This is a genomic window from Streptomyces sp. DF42, assembly GCF_058267695.1.
Genome location: NZ_CM177859.1, coordinates 687,601 through 701,064, shown reverse-complemented (window position 1 = coordinate 701,064; position 13,464 = coordinate 687,601). Strand labels below are relative to the sequence as shown.

Genomic DNA, 13,464 nt, shown 5'->3' with positions numbered 1-13,464 from the left:
GCCCATGACCGGAACATCCGCCGCTGAAGCCGGGATCGAGCTGCATCACGTCGATCCGGTGCCCGAATCCCACCGGCGAGGCCGCCCCCGCGACCTCTTCCACGTGTGGTTCGCCTCCAACCTCAACGTCGGCAACGCCATCTTCGGCGCGATCATCTACTCGGTCTGCCGCAGCATCCCGCTGGCGCTGCTCGCCGCCGTCATCGGCAACCTGGTCGGGACCGTCCTCATGGCCCTGCACTCGATCCAGGGCGCGAGGCTGGGGATTCCCCAACTGATCCAGAGTCGCGGCCAGTTCGGATACCTCGGTGCCCTGGTGCCCGTCGTAGTGGGGTCCGTCATGTACGTCGGGTTCACGGTCTCGGTCTCGCTCGCGGGCGGTATCGCGCTCAGGGCGGCCACGGGCGGCCGGATCCCGCTGCCCCTGGCCATCTGTCTGATCGCCGCGCTGAGCGTGCTCCCCGCACTGATGGGAAACCGGGCCATCCACGTCGTCGCACGCTACGCGACGTGGCCGCTCACCATCAGCCTGATCGTCGTCAGCGGCTACACGCTCGTCGGAGGGGGTGACGTGGCGGCGACGTCCGGTCCGGTGTCGCTCGCGTCGTTCCTCGCCGGCACCGGGGTCGCCGTGACGTTCGCGCTCACCTACGCAACGGCCGTCTCGGACTACTCGCGCTACCTGCCGCGCGACGCGTCAGGCCGGGCGGTTTTCTGGTGGACGGCGGCCGGGGTGTTCCTGTCGTCCACGTTCTGCTGCGTCGTCGGTGTGCTGCTCGCGGCCAAGTTCGCTGCCGCGGACGTCTTCCAGAGCGCCAGTGCCGCGCTCGGCGGTGGCGCTCTCGCGACTGTCGTCCTGGTGGTGACCGCACTGGGCCTGGCCGTGACGAACATGCTCAACCTCTACGGCGGGATGCTGAACCTGATCACGGGCCTCTCGACCTTCGTCAAGATCTCGAACTCGTTCCGGACCCGTGCGGCGATGATGCTGCCGACCCTCGTCATCGGTCTTGGCCTGGCCGTCACGGCCTCACAGGACTTCACCGGCAATCTGACGGCGTTCCTGTCGTTCCTGCTCCTGCTGCTCATTCCCTGGGGAGCGGTGAACCTCGTGGACTTCTACCTCGTCCAGCACGGGGAGTACGACGTGCCCGGCATGTACATCCGCAGCGGAAAGTACTGGAGCGACCCGGCCACGTGGACCCGCAACGGGGTCAACCTCAAGGTCCTCATCGCCTTCCTGGTCGGCGTGGTGTCCGGCATTCCTGCCATGAGCAACGCGTGGTTCGTCGGGCCCGTCGCGCGGCACTTCTCCAACGCCGACCTGTCCTGGATTCCCGGCATGGTGGTCACCTCGGTCGTCTACCTGTCGCTCGTCCGCGTCGGCCGCGGCGCCCGTGGAGAGTCGTTCACGGCAGTCGCGAGTCGGCAACCGACATCTCCCCTGTGACCAGAACTCCCAGTGCTGCGTGCCCATGCCCGACCTGCGTTTCCGGCCCGCCGGAGTGGAGCATCGGTGACGCACCGGGCGTCGCCGACCGCCTCCGCCGGCCGACCGAATCCGGCTCGGGCACGAGCCAGCAGCTCGGCTGCCGTGGCCTCACCCAAACCAGCGATTCCCACACTTGTTGCACGGGCTGGCGTCAGAAAAAGCGGCGCTGAACTGCATGAAACACCACAAGCCGGCCTCGCGCTGCGGTCTCTGCCCAAGGGAACCTCTGCCCGTCAGGGAGCGGCGTCCGGTGCGTGTTCTCGCCTGTGCCGGGTGCCGACTCTCGTACTGAACGTACTTGGGTCTGTGCCCGCTGCGGTGAGTGGGGGGCCTCCCACGCCCTTGAGGCAGTGGGGGAGCGTGCCGGGCGTCGCGACGGGGTGAACGTCGCCTGCCGGGGCACTACCGGCCCGGGACCGGGGTCGGCCGCACGGTGGACGGCGCCCCGAAGCGGACCGACACACCTGGCGAGTAGAGCACGCTGACCGGCGGCTGCGGCATCCGCGGCAGGCCGGCCGCGGTGATCAAGTCGTCGTCGAGGTCGAGGAGTTCGGCCCGGTGCAGCGGCCACGGCGCGTGCTCGTTCGGCAGGTGCACGGTGCGGCCGTGCCACGGGACGTGCATGCCCCATCGGGCTGTGAGGAACAGCTCCAACGCGGTGGGCCTCGCTATCGGCGCGTCGGGCCGCACCACGACCCGGCTCGTGGGCCCTCGCCCCGAGCGTCGTCCGCGACGGCAGGTGTAGGTGAGCACGCCGTTCTCGCGGCGCAGGCGCATCGACGACCACACATACGGCAGGCGTACGCCGAACCGGCCCGTCAGCACCGGCAGCAGCCGGGTCGCGTCCAGCGAGCGGAACACGACTCCGCGGCGGCCCTGCTCGTCCACCGAGTACAGCCGTACGTTCGTCTCGCAGAACGTCCCGAGATACGGCAGACCCGGCCCGGGGCCGAGGCCGACGCCGCGCATCAGGAACGGCACGAGGCCGACGTAGGTGACCCCGTCGAGGGTGTCCGGGCGGGTCCCCGCGGGCAGCAGAGCCGCCACCCGCTCCGGCTCCACCGGCCAGTGCAGGAAGGTCAGTTCGTGCCAGCCCTGCACCAGCGCCGGCCGGCGCACGGGTCGCGGGGTGGACGGCGTGATCGGCTCGGTCTCCATGGTCCAGCCTTGTAGCACGCGGGCGACAGCCGACCGCTCGGACGGGCCCTGGTCTCCCGGGGTTGTGCGCAACGGCACAGTCATGGACGCCGGCCGGGCGGCGCGGCGGTGCTGTCTCTGACGACCAGGCTGGTCGGGACGAGATCGGTGCCTGCCTGCGAGCCGCCGTGGGCGCGGATCTGCTGGAGGGCGCCCTGGACGCAGCGGCGGCCGACCTCGGCGAAGTCCTGGTGGACGGTGGTGAGGGGCGGGACGAAGAAGGCGGCGTCGGGGATGTCGTCGAAGCCGACGACGCTGATGTCCGCCGGCACGGTCAGCCCCCGTTCGTGGAAGGCGCGCAACAGCCCCAGCGCCATCTGGTCGTTGGAGGCGAACACGGCCGTGCAGCCGGGCTGTCCGGCGAGCGCCAGACCTGCCGTGTAGCCGGACTCGGCCGACCAGTCGCCGTGCAGGGGCGGCGGCACGGGACGTCCCGCCGCCTCCAGAACGGCCCGCCAGGCCTGGGTGCGACGCTGGCCGGCGAAGGACGTCTCGGGGCCGGTCACGTGCCAGACCGTTCGGTGGCCCAGGTCGAGCAGATGGCTCACGGCCTTGCGCGCTCCGTCGGCCTGGTCCGTGTCGACCACGCTGTAGCGGTCGCCGGCGTCGGAGTCCACGACGACCACGTGCACACCGGGCGGCAGCTGCACCGTGGCGGTGTCGAGCAGATGGATCTCCATGATGACGATGACGGCGTCGACGGCCAGCTCGCCCATGCGCGTGAAGGCCCCCAGCACGTTGTCCTGGGTCGGGACGTCGATGGGGATCAGCGTGATCGCGTACCCCTCGTCCGCGGCATGCGTGGCGATCGCCTCCACGGTGCGGCTGTTGCCCGTCGAGGACAGGCTGAAGAGGATCACGCCGATGGTGTTGAACTGGCCGTAGCGCAGGGCGCGTGCGGCGCTGTTCGGCCGGTAGCCCAGCTCCCGCATCGCCGCGAGCACCTGCTCCCGGGTCGAAGTGATCACTCCGGAATGGCCGTTGGAGACACGCGAGACGGTCTGCGACGACACGCCCGCGAGCTTGGCGACATCGGCCATGGAGACACGCTGCTTGCGGCGCCCGCCCGGCACGCCGGAGCCGCCCCGCTGCGCACCGCCGGCAGGTGCGGAGATCCGCTGCGCCCGGTCGTTCAGGTCCATGCCTGCACCACTCCCGTCTCCCTCGACGCACCGGAATGTTACGCGTGGGACATCTTGACGGCCGCTGGAGCGGATGCCACGATTCCGGCCCCGCCGAGTTTACGTAAACATCCGATGCCGTGGCAGTCCATGTTTACGTAAACATGCGGGACGCCGAGCCGCCACCTCCTGAAAGGCACGTCGATGCGCAAGACCCCTGCCGAACGCCGCCTCACTCCCCGGCTGCGTACCGCCTGCGTGGCGGTCGCGATCGCCGCGATCAGCGGTGCGACCCTCGCCGGCACCCCCGCCTCCGCCGCCGTGCCGAAGAACACGTCCCAGTTCAAGGGCGTCAACTGGGCCGACCCCCGTGACAACTACGCCAACGACCCCGTCGTGCTCTCCGGCCTGTCGCTCTCCGACAGCTACGCCCAGACCTACGCCAAGGCGAGCCGCGTCATCTCGGCGTTCCGCGCCAACCTCGGTGCCAACACCGTCCGGCTGCCCATCAACCCGTACACCGTGAACGGCTCGTACTGGAAGTCGTACCGGGGCGTCATCGACGCGGCGTCGGACAAGGGCTTCAAGGTCATCGTGTCCTACTGGGAGGGCACCGGGGACCAGAAGGACGGCTTCATCGACGACGAGGCCACCTACTGGCCGATGTGGAACACCGTCGTCAAGACCTACAAGCACGACAAGCACGTGTACTTCGAGCCGATGAACGAGCCCCACGGCTACACCGACGCCCAGTGGGCCGACCTCGCCGCGAAGTGGCTCGCCAGCTACCCGTCCGTCCCGCGCGACCGGGTCTTCGTCAGCGGCGCCGGCTACAACGACCACGTCACCTCGGTCTGCGCCGACCCGCGGCTGAAGGGCACCTATCTGTCGCTGCACCACTACGGGTTCTGGAAGGACTACGCCACCTACGACCAGTGGGTGTCCGACCTCAAGGAACGCCTCGGCAACTGCGCGAGCCGCACCGTCGCCGACGAGTTCGGCGCTCCGATGACCACCGGCTTCGACTACGACAGGCCGGACGCCACCAACAACTCGGTCAACTTCATCCAGGCCGACACCGACACCTTCCGCAAGCTCGGGATGGGGTCCGTCTACTGGCCCGGACTGCGCACCGACGACACCTACTCGGTCCAGAGGCTGACCGGCCCGGCCGCCCGCCCCTGGCTGGCCACCACCAACCAGTCCGGCGCCGACCGCCTCGCCTGGGCCTGGGGACGCGGCAAGCCGGTCCAGCCCTGACCCGGCCCCTCACGGACGCGGGACGGCCCCGGATCCGCTCGGATCCGGGGCCGTCCCGCACCTCGCACACCTGACGGCTACGGCTTGATGCCCACGCCGGTCCACAGGCTGACCTCGGCGTCCGTGGCGTCCATGCCGCCCTCCGGGCGCCAGCGGTGGCCGACGGAGACGCCCGGGTCGAGCAGGTCGAGCCCGCTGAAGAAACGGGCGACGTCGTCCCGCGAGCGGAACTGCACCGGAGTGCCGGCATTGGTGTAGATGTCGGTGACCTTCTGCCAGGTCGCCGGGTCGAAGTCGGGCGTGCAGTGGCTCAGTGCCAGCGCGCTGCCCGAGGGGAGCACCGCCAGCAGCCGCTCCACGATGCCGTACGGGTCCTGCGCGTCCGTCACGAAGTGCATCAGGGCGTTGAGCGACAGGGCCACGGGGCGGTCGAGGTGCAGGACCTCGGCCAGCGCGGGGGAGTTCAGCAGCGCCGCCGGGTCGTTGACGTCCGCCTCGATGTACGTGGTGCGGCCCTGCGCGGTGCTGCGCATCAGGCGCTCGGCGTACTTGAGGACGAGCGGGTCGTTGTCGGCGTAGACCACCCGCGCCTCGGGGACCACGGACTGGGCCACCTGGTGCAGGTTCGGCTCGGTGGGGATGCCGGTGCCGATGTCCAGCCACTGCCGTATGCCGTGCTCCCTGGCGAGGACGCGGGTGGCGCGGTGCATGAACGCCCGGTTCTCGCGGGCGCACACGAAGATCGCCGGGTAGACCGACGCGACGGTCTCGGCGGCGTGCTTGTCGACCTCGAAGTGGTCCTTGCCGCCGAGGTAGTAGTCGTACATCCGGGCGGAGTGGGGCCTGCTGGTGTCGATGTCCCGCGCGGCGTGCGAGTTGGTCATCGTGTCCCTTTCGAAGTGGTGCGGTGGGGGTGTGTGGCGGTCAGGTGATCGGCGAGGCCCCGTTTGACCCCCGCGACGAACGCGGTGATCTCCTCCGGGGTGTAGATCAGCGCCGGGCCGGCGGGGTCCGTCGACTGCCTGAGCGCCACGCGGCCGTCGGCGAGTTGCTTCGTCTGCACGCACTGGCCCCCGTTGGGACCGCTCCACGGAGACTCCCAGCCCTGTTCGCCGAGGTCCGCCGCCGGCATGCCGTTGTAGACGTTGCAGACACTGCCGTCGATCGGGGTCATGAGTACTCCTTTCGCATGCGGTTCAAAAGCCCCCTGCTGTCCGCGTCCGAGGTCAGCAGGGACATGCGGTTGTGCGCCTCCAGATGTGCCGCGACGTCCGAACGCTGGTCCAGGTACATGGCACCGGAGAGGATCTCGCTGTAGACGATGTCCGGCAGCTCCCGTTCCTCGAACCGGAAGTAGGTGAAGGGGGCACACGCCCCGACATGGGCGCCGGCGGTGAACGGCACGACGTCGACGCTGACGTGCTCCAGCTCCGAGACCTCCAGGAGCCGGTCGATCTGCTCCCGCATCACCTCGGGGCCGCCCACCACCCGGTGCAGCACGGCCTCCTCCATCACCACCCACAGCGTGGGGGCGTCGGATCTGTCCAGCAGGCCCTGGCGGCGCAGTCGCAGGTCCACCCGCCGCTCCAGGTCCTCCTTGCTGCCGTTCGGGAGGCCGCCGCGCAGCACGGCGCGCGCGTAGGCGTGGGTCTGCAGCAGGCCCGTCACGTAGTGGGGCTCGTAGGTGCGCAGGGTCGTGGCCCCGCTCTCCAGGCTCACGTAACCGCTGAACCAACTCGGCAGCACATCGCGGTACATGTGCCACCAGCCGGGCTCGTTTGCCCGCTCGGCGAGGGCGACGAACTCCTCGATCTCCTGCTGGTCCGCCCCGTACGTCTCGAGCAGCTTCTCCACGTACAGCGGTTTGAGGGCGACCTCCGCCTTCTCCAGGCGGCGAATGGTCAGGGACGTCACCCGCAGGGCCCTGGCCGCGTCCTCCAGTGACACGCCCGCACCCTGGCGCCGCTCCTGCAGGCGCCGACCGAGGATCATGCGGAGAACGGTGGGTGCGCTGGAGCCACTGCCCGCGCCCGGCCGACCTTCGTTCACGTCCAACCTCCTGAGGTGCCGTCACTGATCCGGTAACGAAGGTGACTTGGTGAAGTCAGCAGACCGATACCGGCGCCATGAAATTATCAGGCAGCTGGTTGCAGGTTGAACTGGCCTGGGAGCATAGTTACTTGTGTGATTCGTTACGACGATCACAGCGCGCCCGCTCTCCTGGAAGGCAACCGCCGTGTCCCCCCACACGACTTCCTCCCCGCAGCTCTTAGACGCCGCGAACCCGGAACGAACGCACTGGCTCGAACTGCCTCCGCACCGCTCCAGCATCAAGGTCGCCCGTCGGTCCATGAGCGCCCGGATGAGCGCGTGGCGCCTGCCGGGCGATCTGTGTGCGGACGCCGTCCTGCTCATGTCCGAGCTGGCCACCAACGCCCTGCGGCACACGCTCAGCGCGCGGATCCTGTGCGGCATCGGCCTCGTCACGGACGGATGCCTGCGCCTGGAGGTGCACGACCACGACTACACGGGCGGATGCCTGCCCCGGTGCGAGCCCGGCCCCGACGACGAGGGCGGCCGCGGACTGCTCCTCGTGGAGGCCATCGCGGACACCTGGGGGGTCGACCGGTCCAGGCTCACCGGCGGCAACGCCGTGTGGGCGAACCTGAGGGCCTGGACCTGAACCTGGCGGTCCGGAGGGCGAGTTCAGTCCTTCGCGGGCGTCAGCTCGGCGAGCAGCAGCGTGCGGTCGTCGGCGCCGGCCGCGCCGGAAGGGGAGCGCAGCAGCCGGCGGCACAGGGCCTGCAGCCGGTCCGCGTCGTCGCCGGCCGAGGGTGCGAGGTGCTCCGTGTCCACGGCGCGTGCGAGGCGGCTGATCTCCTGGTCGATGTCGGCGTCGCGGGACTCGACCAGGCCGTCGCTGTAGAGCACGAGCAGGGCCGGTTCGTCCACGGTCAGCACGGTGGCCTCGTAGCTGCCCGTGCCCAGCCCGAGGGGCAGACCGGGACTGGTGAGCGGGACCGGCGCGGTCTTGCCGGAGGGGCCGCGCAGCAGTGGGGGAGGGTGGCCCGCTCCGACCAGCGTGCAGGTGCGCTGCCGGGGGTCCCACTCGGCGTAGATGCAGGTCGCGAAAGAGGCTCCCGGGGTGTCGCAGGCGAGCGCGTCGAGGCGCCGTACGAGTTCCGCGGGCGGGATGTCGAGCCCCGCCAGGGTGCGGACGGCGGTGCGCAGCTGGATCATCGCGACGGCTGACTCCGGGCCGTGCCCCATGGCGTCCCCGACCACCAGACTGACCCGGTCCCCGGGTCGTTTCAGCACGTCGAACCAGTCACCGCCGATGATGTTGCCCTGCCCGGCGGGAAGGCAGCCGTGGGCGATACGGCACCCCTCGGCCTCGTGGGCGGTGCCCGGCAGCAGGCTCCCCCGGATGGCCAGGGCGGTGCGGCGCTCGCGCTCGTAACGGCGGGCGTTGTCCAGGGCTATGGCGGCCCGCGCGGCCAGCGACTCCACGGCCACGATGTCCGCGGGCCGGAAGGGGGCCCGGTCCGCGCCGCGCGTGCAGGCGACGAAGCCGACCGCGGTGCCCCGCAGATGAAGCGGGACGACGAGGAAGGACGAGACGCTCAGCAGGTCCCCTATCCGCGCGTCGCCGCCTGCGGAGGCCGTGAGCCGCTCGGAGGTGTGGGTGTCGACCGAGTCGAGCAACTGCGCGTGTCCGGCGGCGAGGGCGCGCGCGTACGGAGTCTCACGCGGGAAGACGATGACCTCGCCGGCCGGCAGCACCCGGTCCCAGTCCTCGGCCGCGTCGGTTCCGACGCGCAGCGCCAGGCGGCGCGCCTCTATCTGGGGCGGATCCGCGGCCGGGTACGCGTTCTCCTCGCGCAGCCAGCGCTCCAGCAGGTAGACCGACGCCGCATCGCAGAATCCGGGCGTCAGCGCGTGCACGACATGACTGCCGGTCAGCCACAGTTCGAGTTCCGAGCCGATGGCATCCGCCGCGGGGGAGAAGGCCGACCGGCGGGGCGAAGGCGGGTCGGCGGGTGTGTCGTCGGTGCGGCTGCGAGGTTCGTTCCGCAGGGGTCGTGCCTTTCCGGGTGTGGGCTCCGGACGCACGGTGATCGGGATGGCTCGCCGCGCGCCGTCGGCAACTATATGATGACGCGTCAAGGTCCCTGGTCGGAGAGGGAGTTGTCGTGCCGGACAGCGCAGGAATCGAACCGGGGACGGATCCGGACAAGGCGAGCGTCGCCCGTATGTATGACGCCATGCTGGGCGGGCAGCACAACTTCGCCATCGACCGGGAGGCCGTCGCGGCCTTCACCGCCATCGACCCCCAGGTGCGCACCCTGGCCCGGGCCAACCGCGCCTTCCTGGGACGAGCCGTGCGCTTCCTGATCGAGGCCGGGGTGCGGCAGTTCATCGACCTCGGCTCGGGCATCCCCACCCAGGGCAACGTCCACGAGGTCGCGCAGGCCGCGAGCCCCGGCGCCCGTGTGGTCTACGTGGACAACGACCCCGTGGCCGTGGCCCACAGCACCTCGCTGCTCGCCGACAACCCGGATGCGGACATCGTCGACGCCGACATCCGGCGGCCGGCCGACGTCCTGGCCTCTCCACAGGTACGGAAACTGATCGACTTCGACCAGCCCGTGGCCGTACTGATGAACGCGATCCTGCACTTCGTCACGCCCGAGGAGGACCCGGCCGGTATCGTGGCCGCGTTCCAGGACGCCCTGCCGGGCGGCAGTTGGTTGGCGCTGACCCACGCGACCAACCAGGATCGCCCCGACACCGCTGACGCCGTCGGCAAGCTGTACCGCTCCCGCGCGACCTCACCGGTCAGTGCCCGCTCCCACGACGAGATCCGCGGACTCTTCGCCGGCTTCGACCTCGTGGACCCGGGCCTGGTCTACGTGCCGCTGTGGCGGCCGGACCCCGACGACCTGATCCCGGACGAGCCGTCGGAGTACTGGGTGTACGCGGGAGTCGGCCGCAAGGGCCGGCCGATCCCCAGCCAGGTGGCACGCTCAGCACTGCGGGATCTGTGACTTCCAGGTGCCGGGGCCTCCGGTGTTCAGATACCAGTCGTTGACATAGCCGTCGCCGATGCCGTTGTCGACCCGCATCCAGTAGCGGTAGCCGTGGCCGTCGGCGTCCGGGTCACCGGTGGTCCAGCAGTCGATGCCGAGTTCGTCCCCGTTGTGGTGGTGGCCGAAGACCGGGGACTCGGACGCGCCGTACCTGGGGGCGGTGCGTACGGCCAGATAGGACCCGGCGTCGATGCCGGTGACGTTGGCGCACACGGCAGGGTCGCCGGAGATGCTGCACGAGTGGATCGCGGCGCCGGCCGGCCCCGCGCCGGCGAGGACGGCCGCGGCCGCTGCGGTGAGAGCGACGCCCGTCGCGGTGAGGGCACGCAGACGCTTCATCAGGGTTTCCTCCGTTGGTTCGACCGGTTCGACCGGTTCGACCGGTTCGACGGGATCAGGCGCACTGGGGGATCCGGGACTTCCAGACGTTCGGGCCGCCGCTGTCGAGGTACCAGTCGTTGACGTAGCCGCTCGCGCTGCCGGTGGAGACCTGCATCCAGTAGCGGTAGCCGTGGCCGTCGGCGTCCGGGTCGCCGGTGGTCCAGCAGTCGAGCTCCAGCCACTGCCCGTTGCCGAACCGGGCCACCGCCCCGGCGCCGTAGCGCGGTGCGGTGCGCATCACCAGGGACGAGCCCGCATCGATGTCGATCACTTGGGCGCAGCGCGCCGGGTCGCCCGGGCCCGCGCCGGGGCACGGGCGCGGATCGGCCTCGGCGGGCGCCGCCGTGAGCAGCCCGGCCCCGGCGAGCAGGGCGACGGCCGCCCCCGCGGCGGCCGCCGATTCCAGCCGGGACCGGATCGGTCGTGGTGTCAGCATCGGTTCCTCCATTCGATTGCCGATGATCAACGACGATGGCATCGAACGAGCCAGGAGCCACCCTGTGATGTCTCAGGGCCTCAGGGTCCGGTGGGTGTCGGAGATTTCCCGGTTTCCCGGTCGGACGTGTCGATCCGCGCGGTCGCCGTTCGTGTAGGGAGTGGAGGCCGGCACAGGGCCGGTCACGAAGAAGGGCTGTGATGACGATGACCCGGGTATCGACGCTGCTCACCGGCCTCGGCCTGGTCGAGTCACCCCGCTGGCACGGTGACCGGCTGTACTTCTCCGACTGGACCGCCGGCGAGGTCGTCGCCGTGGACCTGGCCGGACGCAGCGAGGTCGTCGCCCGGGTGCCGTCGCTGCCCCTGTGCACCGCCTGGCTGCCCGACGACCGACTGCTGATCGTCTCGTCCGGGCAGGGACGGCTACTGCGCCGCGAGCCCGACGGCAGCCTGGCCCTCTTCGCGGATCTCGGCGTCCCGGGCTGGAACGACATCGTGGCGGACGGCCGCGGCAACACCTACGTCAATCGTGCCCACTTCGACCCGATGGCGGGGGAGGACGCGCAACCCGGGTCCGTCCACCTGGTCGCCCCCGACGGCTCGGTGCAAGAGGTGGCCGACGACATCGCCTTCCCCAACGGCATGGCGGTGACCGCGGACGACTCCACGCTGATCGTCGCCGACTCCTACCGCCACCGTCTGGTCGCCTTCGACATCGGGGCCGACGGGCGTCTGTCCGGCCGGCGCGTCTGGGCCGACCTGGGCGCGGGCACGCCGGACGGGATCTGCCTCGACGCGGAGCATGCCGTCTGGTACGCCGATGTCCCCCACCAGCGCTGTGTGCGCGTCGCCGAGGGCGGCAAGGTGCTGCAGACCGTGACGCTGGACCGCGGGGCGTTCGCCTGCGTGCTCGGCGGCCTCGAAGGCAGGACGCTGTTCATCACGGCGGCCCGCTGGCAGGGCATGACGGAGGCCGAGCTGGTGGCACCCGGCACCGGTCAGGTCCTCTCCGTCCCGGTCGAGGTGCCGGGAGCGGGCCGGCCGTAGCACCGGCCGTGCCTCACAGGAAGGGCATGCCCGCGTCGATCCCCGACAGGACCCTGCCGTACGGCTCCAGGTTGGTCGCACCGCCTGGCACGACGGGCCCTCACCGTGACGCGGAAGGTGCGAGGCGTCAATGGCGCGTGCGGGGAGCCGAGTTGGAACGGGACAGCTCTCAGCCCCTGCCCAACTGGTCCGTGAGGCAGGCGAGGTAGAGGGCCATGGTGGTGCGATGGTCGCGCAGCGGCCGGCCGGTGATCTGCTCGATCTTGTTCATGCGGTAGACGACGGTGTTGCGGTGGATGTGCAGGGCGGCGGAGGCCCGTACGAGGTTGAATCCGCCCTCGCACCAGGCGGTGATCGTGTCGCGGAGCGCCGGCCAGTCCGGCTGGGCACGCAGATCGCCGGTGGTGAGGTCGACCAGGCGGTTGCGGGCGGACTGGTTCACCGAGGCCAGCACCTGATGCACCCGGAGCTCGGCGATCAGATGAACGGGAGGGCCCGCACCACCCTTCGTGCGTGGGGATCCCCAACTCGCCTCGCCCGCCGGACGCCCGCCCAGACGCAGGGCGTCACAGGCGTCCTGGTAGGAGTCGTGCAGGGAGCCGACCGAGGAGGCGGGCTCGCCGATGCCCACGCGGGCGGTCATCCCGTCCTGCGCGGCGATGAGGTCGACGACCCGTCGGCAGTCGGCGACCAGGGCCGCCGTCCGGTGCCGGGCCGTGCAGCGGTGCAGGACGCCGATCCGGCCGGGAGCAGCGCCGGCGACGATGTCCTGCGGGTCGGCGAAGACCTCGCGGACGGTGCGCAGCAGTTCCGTGCGGACCAGCGCCACGTCCTGGGTGGGGGCGCCGTTCCGGCGGCGTGCGGCCCCTTCGGGCACGGTCACCTCGATGGCCACCGCGACCCGCCGCAGCCGCAGGTCGAAGCCGAGTTCGGCGGCACGGAACACCAGGAAGTCGCCCTCGACGACCTGCGGATCGTACGAGGCGATGTCGGCGAGCAGCTTTTCGGCCGCCCGCTCGGAGAGCAGACGTGAGCGCAGCATCACGGACTCCCTGAGCAGGATCTCCGTCTGGCGCTTCACCAGCAGTCCGAAGCGGCGCACCTGGGCGGGAGTGCCGGTGATCCCGACGGTGCCCACCGCCTGTCCGCCCGCGACCAGCGGCAGGGTGACGCCGGGGCGCACCCCGCGCAGCTGCTGGGCCTGCGAGGCGTTGTGCGTGGCTGGTTCCTGGGTGCGCACGACCTCCACCGACGCCTCGTGGAAGGAGCCGACGCGACTGCTGTCACCGCTGCCGATGACCATGCCCTCCGCATCGGTGATCAGCACGTTGAAGCCGATGACGGCGGAGGTGTCGCCGGCGATCTCCTGCGCGAGTGACGGGCTCAGCACGACTGTTCCTCCCGTCGGACAACGGGCCGGGGACTGGACGCACCGTAC

14 protein-coding genes are annotated in these 13,464 nt (G+C 70.7%); 5 read left to right on the top strand and 9 right to left on the bottom strand.

Annotation, left to right across the window (positions count from 1 at the left end; translation table 11 throughout):
• Positions 1-4 precede the first annotated feature (4 nt).
• The gene (locus tag ACYUED_RS03395; protein WP_491290828.1) at positions 5-1,450 is read left to right on the top strand and encodes a purine-cytosine permease family protein; all 1,446 of its coding nucleotides are present in this window, start codon (positions 5-7) and stop codon (positions 1,448-1,450) included.
• A 444-nt stretch (positions 1,451-1,894) separates the two neighbouring features.
• Here ACYUED_RS03395 and ACYUED_RS03390 read toward each other — a convergent pair whose 3' ends face one another.
• Together ACYUED_RS03390 and ACYUED_RS03385 are read right to left on the bottom strand one after the other, a co-directional pair.
• Complete coding sequence (locus ACYUED_RS03390; RefSeq protein ID WP_491290827.1) at positions 1,895-2,650, bottom strand: YqjF family protein; 756 nt, start codon at positions 2,648-2,650, stop codon at positions 1,895-1,897.
• Positions 2,651-2,730: 80 nt separating this feature from the next.
• On the bottom strand, positions 2,731-3,831 hold the full coding sequence (locus ACYUED_RS03385) for a LacI family DNA-binding transcriptional regulator (RefSeq protein ID WP_491290826.1): 1,101 nt from the start codon (positions 3,829-3,831) through the stop codon (positions 2,731-2,733).
• Positions 3,832-4,014: 183 nt separating this feature from the next.
• Here ACYUED_RS03385 and ACYUED_RS03380 point away from each other — a divergent pair, with 183 nt between their 5' ends.
• Complete coding sequence (locus ACYUED_RS03380) at positions 4,015-5,070, top strand: glycoside hydrolase family 5 protein (protein ID WP_491290825.1); 1,056 nt, start codon at positions 4,015-4,017, stop codon at positions 5,068-5,070.
• A gap of 77 nt (positions 5,071-5,147) precedes the next feature.
• On the opposite strand, the gene ACYUED_RS03375 is transcribed toward ACYUED_RS03380, so the two are convergent.
• Genes ACYUED_RS03375 through ACYUED_RS03365 form a run of 3 tightly spaced genes read right to left on the bottom strand, consistent with a single transcriptional unit; the run spans position 5,148 to position 7,119 of the window.
• Entirely contained in the window at positions 5,148-5,954 is an 807-nt protein-coding gene (locus tag ACYUED_RS03375) for an SAM-dependent methyltransferase (protein WP_491290824.1), read from the bottom strand.
• Positions 5,951-6,244, bottom strand: a complete 294-nt coding sequence (locus tag ACYUED_RS03370) for a DUF397 domain-containing protein (protein ID WP_491290823.1) — start codon at positions 6,242-6,244, stop codon at positions 5,951-5,953. Before ACYUED_RS03370 ends, ACYUED_RS03375 begins: the two co-directional genes overlap by 4 nt.
• Complete coding sequence (locus tag ACYUED_RS03365; protein WP_491290822.1) at positions 6,241-7,119, bottom strand: Sco1979 family transcriptional regulator; 879 nt, start codon at positions 7,117-7,119, stop codon at positions 6,241-6,243. The genes ACYUED_RS03370 and ACYUED_RS03365 overlap by 4 nt, the downstream gene beginning before the upstream one ends.
• Before the next feature lie 187 nt (positions 7,120-7,306).
• On the opposite strand from ACYUED_RS03365, the gene ACYUED_RS03360 reads away from it, so the two are divergent.
• Positions 7,307-7,753 (top strand): ATP-binding protein, encoded by a 447-nt coding sequence (locus ACYUED_RS03360; RefSeq protein ID WP_491290821.1) that lies wholly within the window; start codon positions 7,307-7,309, stop codon positions 7,751-7,753.
• 23 nt (positions 7,754-7,776) lie between these two features.
• On the opposite strand, the gene ACYUED_RS03355 is transcribed toward ACYUED_RS03360, so the two are convergent.
• The gene (locus ACYUED_RS03355) at positions 7,777-9,183 is read right to left on the bottom strand and encodes a PP2C family protein-serine/threonine phosphatase (RefSeq protein ID WP_491290820.1); all 1,407 of its coding nucleotides are present in this window, start codon (positions 9,181-9,183) and stop codon (positions 7,777-7,779) included.
• A 140-nt stretch (positions 9,184-9,323) separates the two neighbouring features.
• Here ACYUED_RS03355 and ACYUED_RS03350 point away from each other — a divergent pair, with 140 nt between their 5' ends.
• The gene (locus tag ACYUED_RS03350; RefSeq protein WP_491294824.1) at positions 9,324-10,118 is read left to right on the top strand and encodes an SAM-dependent methyltransferase; all 795 of its coding nucleotides are present in this window, start codon (positions 9,324-9,326) and stop codon (positions 10,116-10,118) included.
• Here the strand turns inward: ACYUED_RS03350 and ACYUED_RS03345 are convergent.
• Positions 10,098-10,499 (bottom strand): hypothetical protein, encoded by a 402-nt coding sequence (locus tag ACYUED_RS03345; RefSeq protein WP_266587259.1) that lies wholly within the window; start codon positions 10,497-10,499, stop codon positions 10,098-10,100. The genes ACYUED_RS03350 and ACYUED_RS03345 overlap by 21 nt on opposite strands.
• 55 nt (positions 10,500-10,554) lie before the next feature.
• Positions 10,555-10,977, bottom strand: a complete 423-nt coding sequence (locus ACYUED_RS03340) for an SH3 domain-containing protein (RefSeq protein ID WP_491290819.1) — start codon at positions 10,975-10,977, stop codon at positions 10,555-10,557.
• Between the two features lie 200 nt (positions 10,978-11,177).
• On the opposite strand from ACYUED_RS03340, the gene ACYUED_RS03335 reads away from it, so the two are divergent.
• A complete protein-coding gene (locus ACYUED_RS03335) occupies positions 11,178-12,026 on the top strand; it encodes an SMP-30/gluconolactonase/LRE family protein (RefSeq protein WP_491290818.1) in 849 nt (282 codons plus the stop codon).
• A gap of 169 nt (positions 12,027-12,195) precedes the next feature.
• Here the strand turns inward: ACYUED_RS03335 and ACYUED_RS03330 are convergent, their stop codons facing one another.
• Entirely contained in the window at positions 12,196-13,416 is a 1,221-nt protein-coding gene (locus tag ACYUED_RS03330; RefSeq protein ID WP_491290817.1) for a CdaR family transcriptional regulator, read from the bottom strand.
• Positions 13,417-13,464: the final 48 nt, after the last annotated feature.